Annotated in this window: 13 protein-coding genes, 1 tRNA gene and 2 pseudogenes; 10 read left to right on the top strand and 6 right to left on the bottom strand. The window is 64.5% G+C overall.

The window, feature by feature from the left end:
• Positions 1 to 924 carry a ubiquinol oxidase subunit II gene (cyoA, locus tag BGI51_RS02770; RefSeq protein ID WP_133861286.1) on the bottom strand — a complete coding sequence of 308 codons (924 nt, stop codon included), beginning with the start codon at positions 922 to 924 and terminating at the stop codon, positions 1 to 3.
• Positions 925 to 1,330: 406 nt separating this feature from the next.
• Positions 1,331 to 1,406: transfer RNA gene (locus tag BGI51_RS02765), tRNA-Thr, on the bottom strand.
• Positions 1,407 to 1,696: 290 nt separating this feature from the next.
• Between BGI51_RS02765 and BGI51_RS02760 the strand changes: the two genes are divergently transcribed.
• Positions 1,697 to 2,734 (top strand): SDR family oxidoreductase, encoded by a 1,038-nt coding sequence (locus BGI51_RS02760; protein WP_187980239.1) that lies wholly within the window; start codon positions 1,697 to 1,699, stop codon positions 2,732 to 2,734.
• A 68-nt stretch (positions 2,735 to 2,802) separates the two neighbouring features.
• On the opposite strand, the gene BGI51_RS02755 is transcribed toward BGI51_RS02760, so the two are convergent.
• A complete protein-coding gene (locus BGI51_RS02755; RefSeq protein WP_187980238.1) occupies positions 2,803 to 3,267 on the bottom strand; it encodes a pilin in 465 nt (154 codons plus the stop codon).
• A gap of 212 nt (positions 3,268 to 3,479) precedes the next feature.
• Between BGI51_RS02755 and pilB the strand changes: the two genes are divergently transcribed.
• The 5 genes and pseudogenes from pilB (at position 3,480) to yacG (ending at position 8,276) form a co-directional block, all read left to right on the top strand.
• Positions 3,480 to 5,174, top strand: coding sequence for a type IV-A pilus assembly ATPase PilB (pilB, locus tag BGI51_RS02750; protein WP_187980237.1), 1,695 nt, complete (start codon positions 3,480 to 3,482; stop codon positions 5,172 to 5,174).
• Between the two features lie 211 nt (positions 5,175 to 5,385).
• Entirely contained in the window at positions 5,386 to 6,603 is a 1,218-nt protein-coding gene (locus BGI51_RS02745; protein WP_187980236.1) for a type II secretion system F family protein, read from the top strand.
• Positions 6,603 to 7,474, top strand: a pseudogene (locus tag BGI51_RS02740) (prepilin peptidase). The gene BGI51_RS02745 and the pseudogene BGI51_RS02740 overlap by 1 nt, the downstream one beginning before the upstream one ends.
• Positions 7,471 to 8,082: a dephospho-CoA kinase gene (gene coaE, locus BGI51_RS02735; RefSeq protein ID WP_187980235.1), complete on the top strand. Its 612-nt coding sequence runs from the start codon at positions 7,471 to 7,473 to the stop codon at positions 8,080 to 8,082. Before BGI51_RS02740 ends, coaE begins: the two are co-directional and overlap by 4 nt.
• On the top strand, positions 8,079 to 8,276 hold the full coding sequence (gene yacG, locus BGI51_RS02730; RefSeq protein WP_007160931.1) for a DNA gyrase inhibitor YacG: 198 nt from the start codon (positions 8,079 to 8,081) through the stop codon (positions 8,274 to 8,276). The genes coaE and yacG overlap by 4 nt, the downstream gene beginning before the upstream one ends.
• Before the next feature lie 12 nt (positions 8,277 to 8,288).
• Here yacG and BGI51_RS02725 read toward each other — a convergent pair whose 3' ends face one another.
• On the bottom strand, positions 8,289 to 8,786 hold the full coding sequence (locus BGI51_RS02725; RefSeq protein WP_187980234.1) for a hypothetical protein: 498 nt from the start codon (positions 8,784 to 8,786) through the stop codon (positions 8,289 to 8,291).
• 182 nt (positions 8,787 to 8,968) lie between these two features.
• Between BGI51_RS02725 and recC the strand changes: the two genes are divergently transcribed.
• The 4 genes from recC to rmuC all read left to right on the top strand — a co-directional run bounded on the left by recC (position 8,969) and on the right by rmuC (position 19,790).
• The gene (gene recC, locus BGI51_RS02720; RefSeq protein WP_187980233.1) at positions 8,969 to 12,400 is read left to right on the top strand and encodes an exodeoxyribonuclease V subunit gamma; all 3,432 of its coding nucleotides are present in this window, start codon (positions 8,969 to 8,971) and stop codon (positions 12,398 to 12,400) included.
• Positions 12,397 to 16,059: an exodeoxyribonuclease V subunit beta gene (gene recB / locus BGI51_RS02715; protein WP_187980232.1), complete on the top strand. Its 3,663-nt coding sequence runs from the start codon at positions 12,397 to 12,399 to the stop codon at positions 16,057 to 16,059. Before recC ends, recB begins: the two co-directional genes overlap by 4 nt.
• Entirely contained in the window at positions 16,052 to 18,133 is a 2,082-nt protein-coding gene (recD, locus tag BGI51_RS02710; protein WP_252977193.1) for an exodeoxyribonuclease V subunit alpha, read from the top strand. Before recB ends, recD begins: the two co-directional genes overlap by 8 nt.
• A gap of 73 nt (positions 18,134 to 18,206) precedes the next feature.
• Positions 18,207 to 19,790, top strand: a complete 1,584-nt coding sequence (rmuC, locus tag BGI51_RS02705) for a DNA recombination protein RmuC (protein WP_187980231.1) — start codon at positions 18,207 to 18,209, stop codon at positions 19,788 to 19,790.
• A 102-nt stretch (positions 19,791 to 19,892) separates the two neighbouring features.
• On the opposite strand, the pseudogene BGI51_RS02700 reads toward rmuC, so the two are convergent.
• Both BGI51_RS02700 and BGI51_RS02695 read right to left on the bottom strand, forming a co-directional pair.
• Positions 19,893 to 21,475 (bottom strand): annotated as a pseudogene (locus BGI51_RS02700) (peptide chain release factor 3).
• A 93-nt stretch (positions 21,476 to 21,568) separates the two neighbouring features.
• The gene (locus BGI51_RS02695) at positions 21,569 to 22,744 is read right to left on the bottom strand and encodes an acyltransferase family protein (RefSeq protein WP_187980230.1); all 1,176 of its coding nucleotides are present in this window, start codon (positions 22,742 to 22,744) and stop codon (positions 21,569 to 21,571) included.
• Positions 22,745 to 22,828 lie beyond the last annotated feature (84 nt).

Raw genomic sequence — 22,828 nt, 5'->3', positions numbered from 1 at the left:
TTATTCCTCGGTACCGTGTTGACCGCCGTGCTGGCTCATGTCCATCACGTGATCGGTCTGCTTGCTGAAGTCGGACTTCATGAACTTCTTGATGACCGTTCTGAACAGATCCGGCTCGACCGTCGAGTAGTAGGCGATCGGCTGCTTCTCGCTGGGCTTGGCCAGCTCGGTGTAGCTCGCCTGATCCAGGGTCTTGCCACCCGATTGCTTGACCTTGTTCACCCAGGCGTCGAAATCGCCAGCGGTGGGTACCGCGTGCACGGTAAAGATCATGTCGGAGAAGCCGGCGCCGCTGTAGTTGGCCGAGCGACCCTCGAACTCGCCGGGGTGATCGGCGATCAGGTGCAACTGGCTCTGCATGCCGGACATGGCATAGATCATGCCGCCCAGGGCCGGGATGGACAGGGTGTTCATGACCGACTCGGAGGTGATCTTGAACTGCACCGGACGATTGACCGGAATGGCGATCTCGTTCACCGAGGCAATGCCCTGCTCGGGATAGATGAACAGCCATTTCCAGTCCATCGAGACCGCTTCGATCACCAGCGGCTGCTCGGGATGATCGAGCGGCTTGAAGGGATCCAGTTCGTGGGAGGTCTTCCAGGACAGGATGCTCAGGAACACCACGATGGCTAGGGGGACCAGCCAGACCACGGCTTCGATCTTGTAGGAGTGGGCCCAGTTCGGGGTGTACTTGGCTTCCTTGTTGGTAGCGCGGTACTTCCAGGCGAACAGGAAGGTCATCACGATGACCGGGATCACCACGATCAGCATGAGGCCGAACGCTGTGTAGATGAGGTTGCGCTCTTGCACGCCGATGGAGCCTTTCGGATCCAGCAGCACGGCGTCGCACCCGCTGAGCAGCAGCGCGGCGGCACCGGCCAGAAGCCAACCGGTTGGTTTTAGATACTTCGTTAGTTTCATCTCACGACCTCAGTAGAGCGGCTCATCGTGGTTATTCTCTCAACGTGCCTGTCGCCAGCCTCATGCTCCGCAACGGACAGGCATCCGTGCGGCAGACTGATGGATTGCAGAAATTGCGGGATTTCGCAGCGCGGTATGGTGCCACAGAGGGGCTGGATATTCGACCCTTTGGTCAGCCACCGTTCAGGTCTTGCCGGCCGTCAAGAAAGGCGAAATCAGGCGGTGTAAGGCACTGTCATGCGCTGGGTAAGAGTAGCCGAGGGACGGGGAGTCGCCAGTTTGATCGGACTAGTGCGGTTGGCACTCAGGCAAGGCGCAGGTTGGGGAAGGGCGCAGAGAGGCGCGGCCCAAGGCGGCTAAGGCCTTGAAGGCTTTGAAAAGACACGGAGAGGACGAAGCGGAAGGATGGTGCCGGAGATAGGAGTCGAACCTACGACCTTCGCATTACGAATGCGCTGCTCTACCAACTGAGCTACACCGGCACGAAGCTTTCAATGATAAGTCTTCAGTTATCTGCTGTGCAAGCCTGGTCATTGAGCGCGTATGGCGGCCTGTGGCGATGTGTCGCACTGCTGTCTGCGCTGGATTTCACGATTCGCCAATGCTTCTCGGCCTGACGCGACTTCTGGAAGGCGAGGTCAGTGGTCAGGAGCGGAGTCCATTCGGGAAACCTTTGCCCGAGTCGTCATACCTAATCTTTGCGTATCCAGCCTTGCCGCAGCTTCGACCCCATGATCCTGCCAATAGATAGCTGCCCGTGCGGAGAGCCTCGATGACCGATTACTCCCTTACCCGTCGTACCGTACTCGTCGGCTCCGCCGTCGGGCTCGCCGCCGCTGCGTCAGGCGCTGCCGTCGCTCAGGAAGGCACCAGCGCGACTCGCCCCGCCAGGCCGCTGCAGGATCCGCGCACCAAGTATAGTCGCGAACCCTTCAAGGAGCAGCGCCAGGAATGGCCGGCGCTGACCAGCAAGTTGGAGCCGCGTCCCGACCATGGCGAGACCAGCTATCACGGCTCGGGCCGTCTGGCCGGGCGCAAGGCCCTCATCACCGGTGGCGACAGCGGCATCGGTCGCGCCGTGGCTATCGCCTTCGCTCGCGAGGGGGCAGATGTGGCCATCAACTATCACCCTTCCGAAGAGTCCGACGCCCAGGAAGTGGTCAAGCTGATCACCGAAGCCGGTCGCAAGGCCATCACCCTGCCGGCTGACATCCGTACCCAGGAGGCCTGCGAAGAAGTCGTGAGCAAGGCCATCCAGCAACTCGGCGGTCTGGATCTCCTGGTGAATAACGCAGCCTATCAGCAGAGCAAGGCGGACATCCTCGAGATCACCGACGAGCAATTCGACCAGACCTTCAAAACCAACGTCTATCACGTCTTCCGTTTCAGCAAGGCAGCCATCCCTCACCTGCCGCCGGGCGCCAGCATCATCAATACCGTCTCGGTGAATTCCTACGATCCCGGTGAAGAGCTGATCGATTACGCCTCTACCAAGGCCGCCATCCTCAATCTCACCAAGGGCATGGCCAAGCAATTGGCCAAGAAGGGCATTCGCGTCAACGCCGTGGCACCGGGTCCGGTGTGGACACCGCTGCAGGTAGCGGGTGGGCAATTGGAAGGGCAGATGAAGGAATTCGGTCAGGACACGCCGCTAGGCAGGGCAGGGCAGCCGGCTGAGTTGGCGGGGTTGTATGTGGCGTTGGCAGAGGAGGATGCGAGTTTTAGTACGGGGACTGTGGTGGGGGCGTTTGGGGGAAGGGGATGCCGTAGTCTAAAAAGATATTTTTGTTTTATCGAGCGCGGATTTTAGCTTGCGAAAAAAGCAATGCCTGACAAGTGTCAGGCATTGCTTTAGTGTTTCTAAGATCTTGGCTATATTTAGCTAGGATCGGTACACGTGCCAACGCTGTTCTTCTTGGTAAACGCCTTTGCGTTTGCGTCTGCAATGCTGCTGCCAACGCACCAGGTAATGTTTGAGGCGTTGACAGTCGGCGTATATTGTATTTTCTTTCCGTCAATATCGGTGCCAATGCCTGTGCCAAGAGTAAGCGTAATGACGCCGGCTGCTACTGAAGCACTTGCGACTTCTTTGGTCGCGGTGAACGCTGGAATATCGGTCGCGGTACCGGAAGTGGTGGTGTTACAGTTTGTCAGTACGCCTCCAGCTTCTTGGGAGCAGATACCAACAGCTTGTTTAAGCGTGTCTGCTGCAGTCAGCGCATTACCAAGTTTTGCTCTTATTACATAATTTTGATACTGCGGAATAGCCACCGCTGCCAAAATACCAATGATCGCTACCACGATCATCAGTTCGATCAAAGTAAAGCCTTTTTGAGCTTTCATTCCAAATCTCCGAGGTTGGATCAGGCCAACATGCCTGTTTTAGGTATAGCACAGGCCGTGCCAAAGAAAGATGGCGACTGCAGCACGTTCTCTTCGTGATGGGCGTCAATAAAGGGGCAGGTGATGACAAAAAATGTCAGCTGTCCGGCGTCATTTTGTAGGCGCGGTGGGCAGTGCTATAACGCTTTCTGTAGCCAAGGGTAGAAATGACGATGAACGAAACGGTAATGCTATCGGGATTGGCGAAGCAGCTGGTGGATGCGCAGCTGTTGGTAGAGGCGGCAGCCCAGCAGGCAGTGGTCAAGGCCAAGCAGGCCAAGGTGCCGCTGGTAACTTATCTCGTTCAGCAGCGGCTGGTACAGAGTCGTCCCCTAGCGGAACTGGCCGCTCAGGAGTTTGGCGTGCCCTTTCTCGATCTGGCGGCCATCGACAAGGAGCAGCTGCCTAAGGATATTGTCAACGAAAAGCTGATGCAGCAGCATCACTTCCTGCCTCTGAGCAAAAGAGGCAACAAGCTCTTTATCGCACTCTCTGATCCGACCAATCAGCAGGCCATCAATGATGTGTCCTTTGGCAGCAAACTGGCGGTCGAGGTGGTGCTGGTCGAAGATGACAAGCTGCACCAAGCCATCGAGCGATATCTAGATACGGGTACCGGTGGTTTGGAGCTGTCCGATCTTGATCTTGATCTAGAGGCCGAAGGTGGGGAGCGGCCACAGGAAGCTGTTGCGGGTTCTGATGCCGACGATGCGCCAGTGGTGAAGTTCGTCAACAAGATGCTGCTCGATGCCATCAAGAAGGGTTCGTCCGACCTGCATTTCGAGCCCTACGAAAAGATGTACCGGGTGCGTTTCCGCACCGACGGTGTCCTGCACGAGGCCGCTCGACCGCCAGTGCAGCTGGTATCGCGAATTTCGGCGCGGCTCAAGGTGATGTCCAATATGGACATCTCCGAGCGGCGCAAACCACAGGATGGCCGCGTCAAGCTCAAGGTCTCCAAGACCAAGTCCATCGACTTCCGCGTAAATACTTTGCCCACTCTTTGGGGCGAGAAGATCGTGATGCGGATCCTGGATTCCTCCAGCGCCCAGATGGGAATCGATGCCCTGGGCTATGAGGATGTGCAGAAGGAGCTCTATCTGCAGGCACTCAAGCAGCCGCAGGGAATGATCCTGGTGACCGGGCCTACTGGTTCCGGCAAGACGGTCTCCCTTTATACCGGCCTCAATATCCTCAATACCGAAGACATCAATATTTCCACCGCTGAAGATCCGGTGGAGATCAATCTGGAAGGCATCAACCAGGTCAACGTTAACCCGCGTCAGGGACTCGACTTCTCCCAGGCGCTGCGGGCCTTCCTGCGTCAGGATCCTGACGTGATCATGGTGGGTGAGATTCGAGACCTGGAAACGGCGGAGATCGCCATCAAGGCGGCCCAGACCGGTCACATGGTGATGTCCACCCTGCACACCAACAGCGCGGCAGAAACTCTGACGCGCCTGCGGAACATGGGGGTGCCCGCCTTCAACCTGGCGACCTCGGTCAATCTGATCATCGCTCAGCGACTGGCGCGTAAGCTGTGCAACAAGTGCAAGAGAGTCCATGAGGTGCCGCGTGAGGCGTTATTGGCCGAAGGCTTTCGCGAGGAGGAGGTCGGCAGTTTCACCCTTTACCAGCCCATCGGCTGCGAGGACTGCAATGCGGGTTATCGCGGGCGAGTGGGGATCTATGAGGTGGTGAAGGTCACGCCAGCGTTGCAGCAAATGATCATGGAGGAGGGCAACTCCATCGAGATCGCGGCGCGGATGCGCAAAGAGGGCTTCAATGATCTGCGGCGGTCAGGACTGGTGAAGGCGATGCAGGGGATTACCAGTCTGGAGGAGATCAATCGGGTGACTAAGGACTAGTGGCTTTCCCTCACCCTAGCCCTCTCCCAGAGGGAGAGGGGACTAGAGCGGTGCGTCGGATAGTTGCTGTCCATGCGTCTTGATTGACGCAGAGCGCTAAAGCCGTCGACGTTTGGCGCGATGCTTGCCTTTAAAGCCGCAACCCGCTCTGCACAGAGCATTCTTTTGACGGGCCCGTCTCGACGGGCCGAGTCTTTGACGAGTCGAGGCCATGGCTGATAAAGCTATCAAGATGAGCAGCTTCACCTGGGAGGGGACCGACCGCAAAGGGACCAAGGTGAAAGGCGAGATGACAGGCCTGAATCCCGCGCTGATCAAAGCACAGTTGCGCAAGCAGGGGATCAACCCAACCCGGGTGCGCAAGAAGTCGATGTCGATATTCGGCAAGGGCAAAAAGATCAAGCCCATGGACATCGCGCTGTTCACCAGACAGCTGGCGACCATGATGAACGCGGGCGTACCTCTGTTGCAAGCCTTTGACATCATTAGCGAGGGCTTTGAAAATCTAAGTATGCGGAAGCTGGTAGATGATATTAAGCAGGATGTTTCCGCAGGCAATAGTTTGGCCAATTCTTTACGCAAGCAGCCGCAATACTTTGATGATCTTTATTGCAATCTTGTAGATGCTGGTGAGCAGTCTGGCGCGCTGGAAACCCTATTGGATAGAGTTGCCACCTATAAGGAAAAAACGGAAGCGCTTAAGAAGAAAATAAAGAAAGCGATGACCTATCCAGCGGCGGTCATCGTCGTTGCAATAATTGTATCAGCTATTTTGTTGATCAAGGTGGTGCCGCAGTTTCAGTCAGTATTTGAAGGCTTCGGAGCGCAGTTGCCAGCATTCACACTGTTCGTCATCGGTATCTCAGAGATATTGCAGGAGTGGTGGCTGCTTGTGCTTGGCGGGCTATTTTTACTCGCTTTCGTTTTGCGGAACTTTTATAAAAGGTCTGAAAGGTTTCGCGATGCTACCGACCGTGGACTCCTGAAGATCCCATTGATTGGCTCCATTCTCTACAAGTCGGCCATTGCCCGTTATGCCCGTACTCTCGCCACCACTTTTGCGGCCGGTGTGCCGTTGGTAGACGCTCTGGACTCGGTCGCCGGTGCGACCGGCAACGTGGTGTTCCGCAACGCCGTGGAGAAGATCAAGGGCGATGTCTCCACCGGTATGCAGCTCAACTTCTCCATGCGCACTACCGGGGTGTTCTCGTCCATGGCCATCCAGATGACGGCCATCGGTGAAGAGTCCGGTTCCCTGGACGAGATGCTGTCCAAGGTGGCGACCTTCTATGAAGACGAGGTCGACAACATGGTCGACAACCTCACCACCCTGATGGAGCCGATGATCATGGCGGTTCTGGGGGTCCTGGTGGGTGGTCTGATCATTGCCATGTACCTGCCCATCTTCCAGCTCGGCAACGTCGTCTGATGGTCCTGCTGGAGTTCCTGGCCGGTGTGCCGCTGGCCGCGGCGCTGTGCGCGCTGATCCTGGGGTTGCTGGTAGGCAGCTTTCTCAATGTGGTGGTCTATCGGCTGCCGGTGATGCTGAGGCGGGATTGGCAGACGGAGGCGCGTGAGGTGCTGGAGCTGCCGGCCGAGCCCGTGGGGACCGCTTTCAATTTGGCGCGGCCTGGTTCCCGTTGCCCCCATTGCCAGCGTGCCGTGCGGCCTTGGGAAAACGTGCCGGTGTTGAGCTATCTGCTCTTACGCGGTTGTTGCAAGGGCTGTCAGTCGAGCATTAGCCTGCGTTATCCGCTGGTTGAGCTCGCCTGTGGACTGTTGTCCGCCTGGGTCATCTGGCATCTGGGCGTCACCTGGCAGGGCGGGGCCTTTCTACTGCTGACCTGGGGGCTACTGGCGGCCAGTCTGATCGATGCCGATCATCAGCTGCTGCCGGACGTGATCGTTCTGCCGCTGTTGTGGCTGGGGTTGATCGCCAATCAGTTTGGGCTGTTCACCAACCTCGGCGATGCCGTCTGGGGCGCGGTGGCGGGTTATCTGAGTCTGTGGCTGGTGTTCCAGCTGTTCCGCCTGGTGACCGGCAAGGAAGGCATGGGCTATGGCGACTTCAAGCTGCTGGCGCTGCTCGGTGCCTGGGGGGCTGGCAGATCCTGCCCCTGACCATCCTGCTGTCATCGCTGGTGGGCGCCATCCTGGGTGTCATCACCCTGCGGCTGCGGCGGGCGGAAACCAGTACGCCGCTGCCCTTTGGTCCCTATCTGGCCGTGGCGGGGTGGATTGCCTTGCTCTGGGGTGATCAAATAACCGGCCTGTACCTGAACTTCGCCGGATTCCGATGACTTCTGCCTGGACCCTCGGCCTGACCGGGGGCATCGGCAGTGGCAAGAGCGCCGCTGCCGAGCATTTCGCCCAGTTGGGCATCACCTGTGTCGACGCCGATCAGGCCGCCCGCTGGGTGGTGGAACCGGGACGGCCGGCGCTGGCCGAGATCGCTGGGCATTTTTCGTCGGTTGTCTTGCGACCGGATGGCAGCCTGGATCGGGCGGCGCTGCGGGCGGCGATCTTTGCCGATCCGGCTGAGCGGCGTTGGCTGGAAGCCCTGCTGCATCCTCTCATTCGCCAGGAAATCCTGGCGGCCCTGGCCCGCGCAGCGTCGCCCTATGCCATCCTGGTGTCGCCGCTGCTGTTCGAATCCGGGCAGCGGGCGCTGGTCCGGCGGGGGCTGGTGATAGACGCGCCGGAAGCGCTGCAGCTTGAGCGGGCCATGCGTCGCGACGGGGTGGACGAGACTCAGGTGCGGGCCATTCTGGCGGCACAGCTGCCGCGTGCCGAGCGCCTGGCCAAGGCGGATGACGTCATTTGCAACGACGGCGATCTCGCCCAGCTCCACACCGAGGTGGAGCGCCTGCATTCCTTTTATCTGACCCTTGACGGAGGCCAAGCATGAGCACTCTTACCGTGGATTGCCCCACCTGTGGCGCACCCGTGGAATGGAGCGAGAAGAGCGCCAACCGGCCCTTCTGTTCCGACCGCTGCAAATTGATCGACCTGGGTGCCTGGGCGGCGGAAGAACACGCCATCCCGGGCAATGAGCTGGAAGACGATCTTTACTCCGAAGACCTCAATCGCCGCGGCCACTAGGACGCGCCTTCCCTATAGCCGCTGCGCCCAGGCCTGGGCGGTCGCCTGGGCCGCCTGGCGCAGCTTGGCGGCCAACTCGGGTTTCTCGTATTCCAGCGGACTGGACGCCGTGATCGTGTGGATGCGGTCGCGCTTGATGAAGAACACCTGAGTGCCCAGCAAGGGCTTGCTGCAGGCGCTGGCGCCCTCGCCGAGGCCGTCGATGGCCTTGCACTCCAGTTGTTCGCTCAAGGATTGCACCTGCCGCCGCAGCTTGGGCAGCGCCCGACCGCCATTCTCGTAGCCCGCCGACAGACCCAGCAGGTAGTTGGCCGGCTGGCCGGTGTCGCGGTCCGTGAAGGCGCAGCCGCCGGCAATCTGCCGGGCATAGGCCAGCGGCAGGCCCGAGGTCTGCTGGAGCACCGGTAGCGGCAATTGGGCCTGCAGGCTGGCGCAGTCGACGGGCTCGCCGTTATCGGCATGGGCGAGGGCAGCGCCCAGAAGCAGGGGGAGGGCAACGAGGAAACGCATGAAAACATCCTGTCTATGGCCGACGGCCGATAGATTGTGAGTCTACCGGCTGGAACCCCGTCGCAGGCGGGGAGACGCGGGCGGCTGTGCGCTGTGTCATGCGTCAGTAAGCACATTGCGGACTGGTATCCGGCGCGGGTGATCCTTACCCTGGCCGCAGACAGCGAACAGCGAGGCGTAGGATGTCCGAGGCGCTCACTCCCGGATTCATGGTGGTACACGGCAATCGGCTCGAAGAGCTGCGCGGCCTGGCGGTCGGCTGGATGCGGCGCTATCCCCTGGCACCGTTGGAAAACGAACAGGTGCTGGTGCAGAGCAATGGCATCGCCCAGTGGCTCAAGCTGGCGCTGGCCGAAGATCCGCGCGGGGACGACGAAGGCGGCTGCGGAGTGGCCGCAGCCCTCGAGGTGCAGTTGCCGGCGGCCTTTCTCTGGCGGACCTATCGCCAGGTGCTGGGTCGTGACCAGGTACCGCCTTCCTCGCCACTGGACCGCGCGCCCCTGACCTGGCGCCTGATGCGGCTCTTGCCGACGCTACTCCTGCAGCCGGACTTCGCCGCGCTGCGGCGCTTTCTCGACGATGACGGCGATCTGCGCAAGAGATACCAGCTGGCCGAGCGGCTGGCCGATCTCTATGACGGCTACCAGGTCTATCGCGCCGACTGGCTCAACGACTGGGCGGCGGGCCGCGATCTGCTGGCCAGCCTGCGTGACGGCCGGCGCCCGCTGCCGGAGAGTTGTCGCTGGCAGGCGCAGCTGTGGCGGGCGCTGCTGGCCGACGTGGGCGACGGTGGCCTGGCCCGCAGCCGCGCCGGGGTGCACCGGTGCTTTCTGGAGCTGATGCAGGCGGCGAGCGAGCCGCCGGCCGGTCTGCCGCGGCGGGTGGTGATCTTTGGCTTGTCGGCGATTCCGGCGCAGACCCTCGAGGCCCTGGCCGCTCTGGCGCGCTTCAGCCAGGTGCTGCTCTGCGTGCACAATCCCTGTCGCCATCACTGGTCCGACATCGTCGCCGACCAAGACCTGTTGCGGCAGAACTACCGGCGTCAGCAGCGCAAGCCGGGCATGCCGCAGACCCTGGATGCCGAGGCGCTGCACCAGCACGGCCAGCCGCTGCTGGCGAGCTGGGGCAAGCAGGGCCGCGACTACATCCACCTGCTGGACGAATTCGACGAACCCGATGGCTATCGGCGCCTGTTCGAGGACCTCAACGGCGGGCGCATCGACCTCTTCGCCGACACCGAACCCCAGCACCTGCTCGGCCAGTTGCAGGACGATATCCTCGAATTGCGTCCGCTGAGCGAGACCCGTGAGCTTTGGCCGGCAGTGGATCCGGCGCGCGACAGGTCCATGCGCTTCCATATGGCCCACAGTCCGCAGCGCGAAGTGGAGATTCTGCATGACCAGTTGCTGGCGCGCTTCAGCAGCGATGACAGCCTCAGGCCACGCGACGTCATCGTCATGGTGCCGGACATCGATGCCTATGCGCCGCACATCCGCGCGGTGTTCGGTCAGCTCGAACGTCAGGATCCGCGTTTCATTCCCTTCAGTCTGGCCGATCAGCACCAGCGTGGCTTCCAGCCGCTGCTGATCGCCCTGGAGCATCTGCTGCAGCTGCCCGACAGCCGCTTCGCCCTGAGCGAGATCCTCGATCTGCTGGATGTGCCGGCGCTGCGCGCCCGCTTCGGACTGCGCGAAGGCGATCTGCCGACCCTGCACCTCTGGCTGGAAGGCGCCGGCGTGCGCTGGGGGCTGGATGCCGAGCAGCGCAGTCGTCTCGATCTGCCCGAGGGGCTGACGCAGAACACCTGGCGCTTCGGGCTGAGGCGCATGCTGTTGGGCTACGCCGTGGGCAGCGGCGCCGCCCTGGGCGATATCGAGCCCTTCGACGAGGTGGGTGGCCTGGACGCGGCCCTGGTCGGGCCGCTGGTGGATCTGCTCGATGCCCTGGACGCGGCCCAGGCGGCACTGGCCCAGCCAGCCCGGCCAACGGAGTGGGGCGCCCGTCTGCAGGCGCTGCTGGCGCTGTTCTTCAGCGCCCAGGACGAGCACGACGAATATCTGCTGGAGCAGCTGGAAAATCTCCGTGAGCGCTGGCTGGAGTTGTGCGAGGACGTCGCCCTGGATGAAGAGCTGCCGCTCACCGTGGTCCGCGAGGCCTGGCTGGCCGGACTGGATTCCGGGGGACTGGCCCAGCGTTTTCTCGCCGGGGCGGTCAATTTCTGCACCCTGATGCCCATGCGCGCCATTCCCTTCCGTGTGGTCTGCCTGCTGGGCATGCACGATGGCGCCTATCCGCGCATCCAGTCTCCGCTGGATTTCGATCTCATGGCTCAGGACTATCGTCCCGGTGACCGCTCGCGGCGTGAAGACGACCGCTATCTGCTGCTGGAGGCGCTGCTCTCGGCGCGCGATCAGTTCTATGTCAGCTGGGTGGGGCGCAGCATCCGCGACAATAGCGAGCGCCCGCCGTCGGTGCTGGTCGCCCAGTTGCGTGACCATCTCCAGGCCGGTTGGCGGCTGGAGGGTCATGAAGAAGAGCCGGAGCGTCTGCTCCCGGCCCTCACCCAGGCGCATCCGCTGCAGCCCTTCAGCGCCCGCTATTTCCGTGGCGAGCGCGGCTATTTCAGCTTTGCCGCCGAATGGCTGGGCATGCATGACCGCACCACGCGCGATGAGGATGACCTGTTGCCGCCGCTGGTACCCGAAGAGCCCCTGGGCCTCGATGACCTGGCGCGCTTTCTGCGCGGACCGGTGGATCTGTTCTTCGCCAATCGCCTCAAGGTGCACTTCGCGGCGCCCGATGCGCCGGCGGAAGACGAAGAGCCCTTCGGTCTGGATGCCCTGACCCGCTACCAGTTGGGCGAAGACCTGCTGGCGGCGGCGCTGGCCACGCCGGCCGAAGCGGATCAGGCGCTGATGGCCGCCGCCGAGCGCCTGCGCGGCAGCGGTCGTTTGCCGCTGGCGGGCTTTGGCGAACGGGCCGGGCGGGCCTTGCGCGAGCCGCTGCCCGCCGTGGTCGCCCAGGTCGAGGCCCTGGCGCTGCGCTGGCCCGAACCCCTGGAAGAGGCCGTGACCCTGGATCTCGCCCATAAGGAGCTGCAACTGGTGGCCAACCTCGAACGGCTGCGTCGTGGCCCCGAAGGCCTGCTGGCCCTGACCGCCCAGGCCAATGGCCTGGGCAATACCCGCACTCGCAAATGGCATCGGCTGCTGCGACCCTGGGTGCAGCATCTGGTCGCCGCGGCCGGTGGCCTGCAGCTTAGCACCGCGGTGGTGGCGACCGATCTGACGCTGCTGCTGGCGCCGCTGGACGCCGAGCTGGCCCGGCGGCAGCTGAACGAGTTGCTCGATGCCTGGGCGCTGGGGCAGCGACGTCCACTGCCCGTCGCGCCGCGCACCGCCTTCGCCTGGCTGGCCAATGACCCGGACAAGGCCCTGGCCGCCGCCGAGCAGGCCTATCAGGGCGAGGCCGCGACCCACCCGGCACTGCGCCGGCAGTATCCGGACTTCGCCGCCTTGCTGGCCGACGAGGAATTCGATGGCTGGTGCCAGACGCTCTATGCGCCGGTGCACACCGCCGGCTGGCAGGTGGTGGGCGGGGAGGGACAGGCATGAGTCAGCGTCCGCTCGCCCTGCGCTTTCCGCTGCAGGGCAATCAGCTCATCGAAGCCAGTGCCGGCACCGGCAAGACCTTCACCATCTCCGCGCTCTATGTGCGTTTGGTGCTGGGCCACGGCACGCCCGAGACGGCCTTCGGCCGCGAGCTGTTGCCGCCGCAGATCTTGGTGGTGACCTTTACCGAGGCCGCCACCCAGGAGTTGCGCGATCGCATTCGCCATCGCCTGGCCGAAGCCGCGCGTTTCTTTCGCGACGAGATCGCCGCGCCCGATCCGCTGCTCGCCGAATTGCGCGAGGACTTCGCCGTCGAGGCCTGGGCCGATTGCGCCCGGCGCCTGGACATCGCCGCCCAGTGGATGGACGAAGCGGCCGTCTCCACCATCCACAGCTGGTGCCAGCGCATGCTCCGTGAGCACGCCTTCGACAGCGGCAGTCTCTTCGTGCAGAACCTGGAGCAGGACCAGAGCGAGCTGCTCACCCAGGTGGTGCGCGACTACTGGCGGCGCTTCTGCTATCCCCTCGAAGGGGAAGCGCTGGACTGGGTGATCGAGCACTGGGGCGAACCCCGTGCTTTGGCCTTACGCCTGCGACCCCTGTTGAGCGAGGCCCTGGGCGCGCCTCGGGGGGAACCCGCCGCCTTGCTGGCTACCGCCCTGGCCGAACGCCGAGAGCGGTTGGCGCGGCTCAAGGCGCCCTGGAGCAAGTGGGCGGAAGAGTTGCGCGAACTCTGCCAGGCCGGCTGCGATGCCAAGGTGGTCGACGGCCGCAAGTTGCAGAAGAGATTCTTCGGGCCCTGGTGCGACAAGCTGGTCGCCTGGGCGGACAATCCCGCCAGCGAGGACCTGGATATCGGCACCGGCTTTACCCGGCTGACCGAGGAGGGCTTCGCCGAGGCCTGGACCAAGGCCAGTCCGCCGGATCATCCGGCCCTGGCGGCCATGGCGCGGCTGCCCGGGCAACTGGCCGAGCTGCCCAGCCCCGAGGTGCCGCTGCTGGAGCACGCGGCGGCCTGGGTGCAGCAGAAATTCGAGCGCGAGAAGCTGCGCCGCGCCGAGCTGGGTTTCGACGACATCCTTACCCGCCTGGATCGGGCGCTGCAGGCCGATGGCGCCGGCGCGCGGCTGGCGGCGCTGATCCGCGAGCAGTTCCCGGTGGCGCTGATCGACGAATTCCAGGACACCGATCCGGTGCAGTACCGCATCTTCAGCACCGTCTACGGCGCAGGGGAGGGCACCGGACTGTTCCTGATCGGCGATCCCAAGCAGGCCATCTATGCCTTTCGCGGCGCCGATATCCATACCTATCTGCAGGCACGTCGCGCCAATGCCGGCCACCTGCACTCGCTGGATACCAACTTCCGCTCCACCGCCGCCATGGTCGCGGCGGTCAACCAGGTATTCCAACATGGCGAGATGACGGCACCGCGCGCTGCCTTCCTGTTCCGCCAGGGTGAGGACAATCCGGTGCCCTTCGAGCCGGTTCGCGCCCAGGGCCGGCGCGAAGCCCTGGAAATCGACGGCGTGCCGGGTGCGGCCCTGACCTTCTGGCAACTGGCGAGCGACGAGCCCCTGGCCGGCACCGCCTATCGCGCCACCCTGGCCGAGAGCACCGCCAGCGAGATCGTCCGGTTGCTGAGCCTGGCCGCCGAGGACAGGGCCGGCTTTCGCCGTGAAGACGGCGAACTGGTGCCGCTGCGGCCCGCCGATATCGCCATCCTGGTGCGCGCCGGCAGCGAAGCCCAGGCGGTGCGCCAGGCGCTGGTGCGGCGCGGGGTGCGCAGCGTCTACCTGTCGGACAAGGACTCGGTATTCACCGCCCAGGAGGCCCGCTGCCTGCTGGACTGGCTCAAGGCCTGCGCCGAGCCCGATGTGGATCGCCGGCTGCGCGCCGCGCTGGGCAGCCTGACCCTCGACCTGCCGCTGGCCGAACTGGATGCCCTCAACCACGACGAGCAGGCCTGGGAGTCGCGGGTCCTGCAATTCCGTGGCTATCGCCAGCTCTGGCGCGGCCAGGGGGTGCTGCCCATGCTGCGGCGCCTGCTGCAGGACTTCCGGCTGCCGCAGCGGCTGATGGCCCGCGCCGATGGCGAGCGGGTGCTGACCAATCTGCTGCACCTCGCCGAGCTCTTGCAGCGCGCCGCTGGCGAGCTGGACGGCGAGCAGGCGCTGATTCGCCACCTGGCCGAGCAGCTGGCCGCCCAGGGGGCCGCCGACGAGCAGATCCTGCGCCTGGAAAGCGACGCCGAGCTGGTCAAGGTGGTGACGGTGCACAAGTCCAAGGGCCTGGAATACCCGCTGGTGTTCCTGCCCTTCGCCTGCGCCTATCGCGCCGAGGAGGGCGCCACGCTGCCGCTGCGCTATCACGATGACCAGGGGCAGGTGCGCCGGACCTTCAAGCCCTCCGCCGAGGAACTGGCCCGCGCCGACGACGAGCGTCTGGCCGAAGACCTGCGCCTGCTGTATGTCGCCCTGACCCGGGCCCGCCATGCCTGCTGGGTCGGGGTGGTCGATCTCAAGCGCGGGCGCAGCAAGGAATCCGGCTTCGCCCGCAGTGCTCTGGGCTACCTGGCCACCGGTGGCGAGCCCCTGGCGAGTTCGGCGGCCCTGGACGCGGCCCTGACCACCCTGGTCGGTGCGCAATCCGACACCCTGATTCTGCCGTTGCCCGCCGCCGATCCGGCCCGCCTGCCCGAGGCCCGTGAAGCCCCGGTGACCCTCAAGGCGCTGACAGCCCGGCGGGCGGCCCGCGAGGACTGGTGGATCGCCTCCTACAGTGCCCTGCGCATCGGCACGCGGCTGGGCGAGGCGCGGGAGGAAGGGCCGTTCAATCTGGAGCTGGACCTGGATACCCCGGCGGCCCAGAAGCTGTTCGACGATGATCGCCTCGCTCCGGACGAGGCGCGTCAGCCGGCGGCTGGCGAAGACCTGCACCGCTTTCCCCGCGGACCCGGTCCTGGCACCTTTCTGCACAGCCTGCTGGAGTGGGTCGGCGAGGAAGGCTTCACCGCCATCCAGGCTGCGCCCGAGCGGCTGGACGACCTGATCGCCCGACGTTGCCAGCGGCGTGGCTGGAATCACTGGATTCCCATCCTGCAGGGTTGGCTGCGCCAGTTGCTGGAATTGCCGCTGCCGTTGCCGGGAGGCAGTCAGCACCTGGGCGAACTGGCGCGCTACCAGGTGGAGATGGAATTCTGGTTCGCCACCCATGGCGTCGATCTGGAGCGGCTGGATGATCTGGTGAGTCGTGGCACCCATGGCGGCCAGGCGCGGCCGATGCTGGAGCCGGGCCAGCTCAACGGCCTGTTCAAGGGCTTCATCGACCTGGTCTTCGAGCACGAGGGCCGCTATTTCGTGGTGGACTACAAGTCCAACTGGCTGGGCGCCGAGGCCGGGGCCTATACCCGTGCGGCCATGGAGGCCGCTGTCCTGGCCAAGCGCTATGACCTGCAGTACGTGCTCTACAGCCTGGCTGTGCACCGGCTGCTCAAGGCGCGGCTACCCGACTATAGCTACGAGCGCCACTTCGGCGGCGCCGTCTACCTCTTCCTGCGCGGCTGCGATCCGGCCGGCCACGGCGTCTTCGTCGAGCGGCCCGCCCAGGCCCTGATCGAGACCCTGGATCTGCTGTTCAGTGGTGCGGAGAATGCCCATGTCTGATTTCAGCCCCGCCACCGAACGGCTGCTGCGCCTGGCATCCCTGGCCCAGGAGCGTCCCCTCGCCCCGCTCGAACAGCGTGACGACCTCTTTCGCCTGCTGGAGCTCTGGGTGCAGCGCGGCTGGCTGCGCCAGGTGGACCGGGCCTTCACCAGCTTTCTCGGCGAACTCGAACCCCAGGGCGACTCGGCGGTGCTGCTGGCCGCCGCCCTGGCCAGCCATCAACTCGGCCATGGCCATGTCTGCCTGGACCTCGCCGCCACCCTGCGCAATCCCGACGCCGCCCTGTCGCTGCCGCCCGAGGGCGACGAGGCGCGCGCTTCGCTCTTGCCGTCGCAGTTGCTGCATGGCCAGACCCTCGACGCCTGGCAGCGGGCGCTGCGGGCCAGCGTCCTGGTCGATGGCGACGGCAGCTGTCCGGAACGACCGCTGGTGCTGGGCGGCGAGCGCCTCTACCTGCGGCGCTACTGGAGTTACGAACGGGCGGTGGCCGCCAGCCTGCGTCAGCGCCTGGCCACTCTCGAGCCGCTGCCGGCGGATCTAGCGGAGCGCCTCGACCGGCTGTTTCCGCCGGATCCCGACGCGGGTGGCGAACCCGACTGGCAGAAACTGGCCTGCGCCCTGGCGGTACGGGGCGCCTTCAGCATCATTACCGGCGGCCCCGGCACCGGCAAGACCACCACCGTGGTGCGACTGCTGGCGCTGCTCCAGGCGCCCGCGGTGGCGGCCGGTCGCCCCCTGCGTATCCGCCTGGCCGCACCGACCGGCAAGGCGGCTGCGCGCCTCACCGAATCCATCGGCGGCCAGGTCAGTCGCCTGCCGGTGGACGACGAGTTGCGTCGGCACATCCCCACCGGGGTGACCACGGTACACCGGCTGCTGGGTAGTCGGCCCAACACCCGCCACTTCCGCCATCACCGCGGGCAGCCCTTGCCGCTGGACGTGCTGGTGGTGGACGAAGCCTCGATGATCGACCTGGAAATGATGGCCAGCCTGCTGGCGGCCTTGCCGCCCAGGGCACGCCTGGTCCTGCTGGGTGACAAGGATCAGCTGGCCTCGGTGGAGGCGGGCGCGGTGCTGGGCGATCTCTGTCGGGATGCCGAGGCCGGACGCTACAGTCCGGCTACCCGCGCCTGGCTGGAAGCCGTGAGTGGCCAGTCGCTGGCCCAGACGCCGCTGACGGTCGGCGACGACCAGGGTGACGCCCTGGCGCAGCAGGTGGTGATGCTCAGACGCTCGCGGCGCTTCGGTGCCGGCAGCGGCATCGGCCAGTTGGCCCGTCGGGTCAATGCCCAGGACGGCCCGGCTGCGCAGCAGGTGCTGGTCGACGGCGGCTACGCCGATCTTCATCGCGTGCTGCTCAAGGGCCCGGAGGATCGTGCCCTGGAACGCCTGGTGCTGGAAGGGCGCGGGCGCGCCCGCGGCTATCGTCATTATCTGCAGGTCCTGCAGGAGACCCGGCCCCAGCTCGACACCGTGCTGGAGGACCCGGCCTGGACGCGCTGGGCCGGCCAGGTGCTGGCCGCCTTCGACGACTTCCAGCTGCTCTGCGCCGTGCGCAAGGGGCCTTGGGGCGTGGAAGGCCTCAACCTGCGCATCGCCAGCGCCCTGCTGGCGGCCGGTCTGCTCGCGGGCGAGCATGGCTGGTACGAGGGCCGCCCGGTGCTGGTGACGCGCAACGACTACAGCCTGGGGCTGATGAACGGCGACATCGGCATCACCCTCTGCCTGCCGGACGCCAACCAGCCGGGGCGCAAGGTCCTGCGGGTCGCCTTTCCCCGCGGCGATGGCAGCGGTGGCCTGAGATTCGTCCTGCCCAGTCGGCTGGCGGCGGTGGAGACGGTGTTCGCCATGACCGTGCACAAATCCCAGGGCTCGGAATTCGCCCATACGGCGCTCCTACTGCCCGAGCAACTCAGTCCGGTGCTGACCAAGGAGCTGGTCTATACCGGCATCACCCGGGCGCGCGATGATTTCACCCTGATCGAGGCCCGCGGCGGCATCTTCGCCGAGGCCGTGGCCCGACGGGTCCGCCGCGTCAGCGGGCTGGATCTGGATTTGCGAAACACTGTGTAAATGTACAGATAAATGCTGGACGCTCCCCGTGCGCCTGCCTAAGGTGAGGGGAGCCGTCCGCGATGAGAGCGCCATGACTTCCCTGCCTTTCGTTTCCCTTGTGCTTCCCCTGTTGCTGCTGGCTGGCTGGGCGGGTTCGGCCGTCTGGCTGACCGGGCGCCAACGCTATCTGCAACAGCAACTCGATAGCGCCGCCGAGCGCTACGACATGCTGCGCGACGACCTGCAACGGGCCGAGCTGGCCAATGGTCGCCAGGTGGTGGAGCTGGGCGCCGAGCGTGAACGCACCGCCACCCTGCAGCGCCAGCTGGAGGCCACTCGCGAGCTGGAGGCCGAGTTGCGCCAGCAGACCCGCCAGGCCCAGTTGCAGGCCGCCGAACAGCACGCCCTGGCCGAGGCCACCCGGGCTCAGCTGCAGGGCAGCCAGGAGCAGCTCGCCGAACTGCGCGAGCGCCAGCACCGCGAGCAGCAGCTGCACGCCGAGGTGCAGGAGCGTCATGCGCGCCTGGCCGAAGAGCACGCCACGCTCAGGACCACCCTGGAGCAGAAGGAAGAGCACTTCCAGGCGCAGCAGCTACTACTGCGCGAGAGTCGCGAGCAACTCAAGCTGGAATTCGAACAACTGGCCGGACGCATCTTCGACGCCAAGGGCCAGGCCTTCGCCCAGCACAGCCAGCAATCCCTGGATGCCCTGTTGCGGCCGTTCCGCGAGCAGATCGAAGGCTTTCGCGCCAAGGTCGAGGACATCCACCACAAGGATGTCCAGCAGCAGGCGGCGCTCGGCCAGCAATTGCTCGACCTCAAGGAGCTCAACCGCCAGATCACCCAGGAGGCCCACGACCTGGCCACCGCCCTGCGTGGCCAGAAGAAGGCCCAGGGCAACTGGGGTGAGCTGATCCTGGAAAACGTACTGGAGCGCTCCGGCCTGCGCGAGGGCCGCGATTTCGTCCGCGAACGCAGCTTCACCACCGAGACCGGTCGGCGGCGGCCGGACGTGCTGATCCATCTGCCGCAGAAGAAGCACCTGGTGGTGGACGCCAAGGTGTCGCTCAACGCCTATACCCGCTACGTCAACAGCGAGGACGAAGGCGAGCGGCGCCTGGCCCTGGGCGAGCACGTACGCGCCGTGGGCGAGCGCATCCGCGAGCTGGCCGATCGCGAATACTTCAGCCTGCCGGGGCTGAATTCGCCGGAGATGGTCTTCCTGTTCATCCCCATCGAATCGGCCTTCGTCGAGGCGCTCAAGGCCGACGAAAGCCTGTTCCAGCGTGCCATCGAGCAGAATGTCCTGGTAGCCACCCCGACGACGCTGCTGACCAGCCTCAACATCGTCCGCCAGCTCTGGCGCTTCGAAGACCAGAATCGCCATACCGCCGAACTGGCCGAGCGCGCGGGCAAGGTCTACGACAAGCTGCGCACCTTTCTCGGCAGCATGGACGGCATCGGCAAGAGTCTGGACAAGGCCGGCGAAGCCTATCGCAAGGCCTGCGGCCAACTGGTGGGCGGGCCGGGCAACCTGGTCAAGCAGGTGGCCGACTTCAAGGAACTGGGCGTGGCGGTACGCACCGAGCTGGACGGCCAGTGGACCGAGCGGGCGGAGCTGGAACTGACGATGGTGGAGCTGGAAGCCGCGGCCGAGTCTTCCGACCGGGACTGATTCGGGAAGACCCGGCAGGAGAGCCGGCGATCCGCCTGGACGATGCAGGGAGGAGGACGGTACGCCTGACCGGCGCCAGGTGCACCGGTCAGGCAGTAGGGCTTAATGGTGCTCGCGGGTGGCGCGGAATTTGATCTCCGGCCAGCGCTCTTCCATCAGCGCCAGATTGACCCGGGTCGGCGCCAGGTAGGTGAGGTGACCACCGCCATCCACCGCCAGGTTCTCGAAGGCCTTGTTCTTGAAGTCCTCGAGCTTCTTCTTGTCGTCGCACTCGATCCAGCGCGCCGACCAGACGTTGATGGCCTCGTAGGCGCACTCCACCTTGTATTCTTCCTTCAGGCGACTGGCGACCACGTCGAACTGCAGCACGCCCACGGCGCCGAGCACGATGTCGTTGTTGCGCTCGGGAAGAACACCTGGGTGGCGCCTTCCTCGGCCAGTTCCTGCAGGCCCTGGCGCAGCTGCTTGGATTTCAGCGGATCCTTCAGGCGCACGCGGCGGAACAGTTCCGGGGCGAAGTGGGGGATACCGGTGAAGCCCAGCAGCTCGCCTTCGGTGAAGGTGTCGCCGATCTGGATGGTGCCGTGGTTGTGCAGGCCGATGATGTCGCCGGCGAAGGCCTCTTCCAGGTGCTCGCGCTCGCTGGAGAAGAAGGTCAGGGCATCGGCGATCTTGAGGTCCTTCTTGATCCGCACGTGGCGCAGCTTCATGCCCTTCTCGTACCTGCCCGAGCAGATGCGCATGAAGGCGATGCGGTCGCGGTGCTTGGGATCCATGTTCGCCTGGATCTTGAACACGAAGCCGGAGAACTTCTCTTCCACCGGTTCCACCACCCGCTCGTGGGCGGCGCGCGACAGCGGGCGCGGCGCCCAGTCGACCACGGCGTCGAGCACCTGGTCGACGCCGAAGTTGCCCAGAGCGGTACCAAAGAACACCGGGGTCATCTCGCCGCGCAGGAAGGCCTCGCCATCGAATTCATGGCAGGCGCCCTGCACCAGCTCCAGCTCCTCGACGAAGCGCTCATAGAGATCGCCTAGGTGGGCGCGGGCCTCATCGGAGTCCAGCTTGTCGATGGTCTTGGTGGCGATGCGCTCGTGACCATGGCCAGGGGTGTAGACGTAGATGCGGTCGTCTGAGAGGTGATAGACACCCTTGAAGTCGCGATAGCTGCCGATCGGCCAGGTGATGGGCGCGGCCTTGATCTTGAGCACCGCCTCGATCTCGTCGAGCAGTTCGATGGGGTCGCGGATGTCGCGGTCGAGCTTGTTGATGAAGCTGACGATGGGGGTGTCACGCAGGCGGCAGACGTCCATCAGGGCGATGGTGCGGGGTTCGACGCCCTTGCCACCGTCGAGCACCATCAGCGCCGAATCCACCGCGGTCAGGGTGCGATAGGTGTCTTCAGAGAAGTCTTCGTGGCCGGGGGTGTCGAGCAGGTTGATCATGTGCTCGCGGTAGGGGAACTGCATCACCGAGGTGGTGATGGAAATGCCGCGCTGCTTTTCCATCTCCATCCAGTCGGAGGTCGCATGGCGGTCGGATTTGCGCGACTTCACCGTGCCCGCGACGGCGATGGCCTGGCCCATCAGCAGCAGCTTTTCGGTGATGGTGGTCTTGCCCGCATCGGGGTGAGAAATGATGGCGAAGGTACGGCGCTTGGCGACTTCGGCGGCCTGGGTGGTCATGGATGAACCTGGGCGGGAAGAAAAAAGAGGGGGCGGAGTATAGCAGAGGGCAGCCCCACCGGCTTGAGGTCGGTGGGGCTGCCAGGGCGCTGCTCAGCGCTGCGGCTGGATGTTGCCGTCGCAGCAGGGCGGGGTGCGTTTGCGGCGAACCAGCCGCTTGCCCAGCGCCATGCCCGGGATCTCGATGTATCTGTGGGTCAGGCAGGCGAAGGCGAAGACCACCGCCAGTTCCACCAGCACCACCAGGTTGTCCAGCACGACGCTGCCGGTGGCGATGTAGCGGATCATGAAGGGCAGCGGCGCGTCGTGGGAAGGCGCCACCACCGTGAGGTCCTGGTGCAGCAGCTTGCCCAGCACGATGAAGGCGCTCTTGAACACGAAGATCACCGCGGCGTGGCACAGGTAGATCGAATAGGACAGCACGCCCAGGCGTACGAAGAGCCCCTGGTGCAGCACGCTGGAGACCAGACCGCGCTCGAAGGCGAAGGTGAGGACAGTGACGCAGAACACCAGGGTCGCCAGCACGCCCTTCTTGGGCACCGGCAGATCGGAGGTCATCACCGCGGCACCGGCGATCAGGCAGGCCAGCTCCAGCAGGGTGCCACCGAATTGCCCCTGGTTGTGCTGCTTGATCCAGACGTAGAGGCGATAGGTGCAGGCGCCGGCGAAAAAGCACGACAGGCCGCGGAAGATCTCGGTCTTCAGCGGCAGGAAGGGAAACAGCAGCTGCACGAAGGCCAGCAGGGCGATCGCCAGGAACCACTGGCGCTGATGACCCTGGCCCTTGAGCACCAGCAGACCGAAGATCAGATAGAGGTAGAACTCGATGCTGATGCTCCAGGACGGGTAGTTGAACGAACCGGTGATGGCCTGGCCCAGCCAGGATTGCAGCAGCAGCAGATTGGGCAGGAATTGCTCGGGTGCGGTAGCGCCGCTGAAAGCCGGATCGTTGAAGCCGACCCCCAGCTTTTCCGCCAGCAGGCGACCGCATTCCAGCAGTACATAGAGCCCGAGCATGGCCAGGTGCAGCGGCAGGATCCGCGCCGAGCGACTGATGGCGAAATCGCGATAGTCGTCCAGGGTCCGCAGACGGTTTTCGTAGGTGTGCATGAGCACGAAGCCGCTGAGCACGAAGAAGAATTCAACGAACAGGTAGGCGTTGGCGATCAGCGGATTTTCCGAGGCGGCCTGAGCGACATAGGTATGGAACAGGACGACGGCGACGGCGAGCAGGCCGCGAAAGCTATCCAAAGCGACAAATCTTTCCATGGGAAATCCCTGAGGGTGCGGCAAGAAAGGCGAACGGATGCAGCGCTGCCGTTAGGGGGAAAGAGCACAGGGGTAGTGCGGAAA

This window comes from Pseudomonas oryzihabitans, from assembly GCF_014522265.1.
Lineage (GTDB): Bacteria > Pseudomonadota > Gammaproteobacteria > Pseudomonadales > Pseudomonadaceae > Chryseomonas > Chryseomonas aestiva.
The sequence above is the reverse complement of the archived record's forward strand: the minus strand, read 5'-3'. Positions and strand labels throughout refer to the sequence as shown.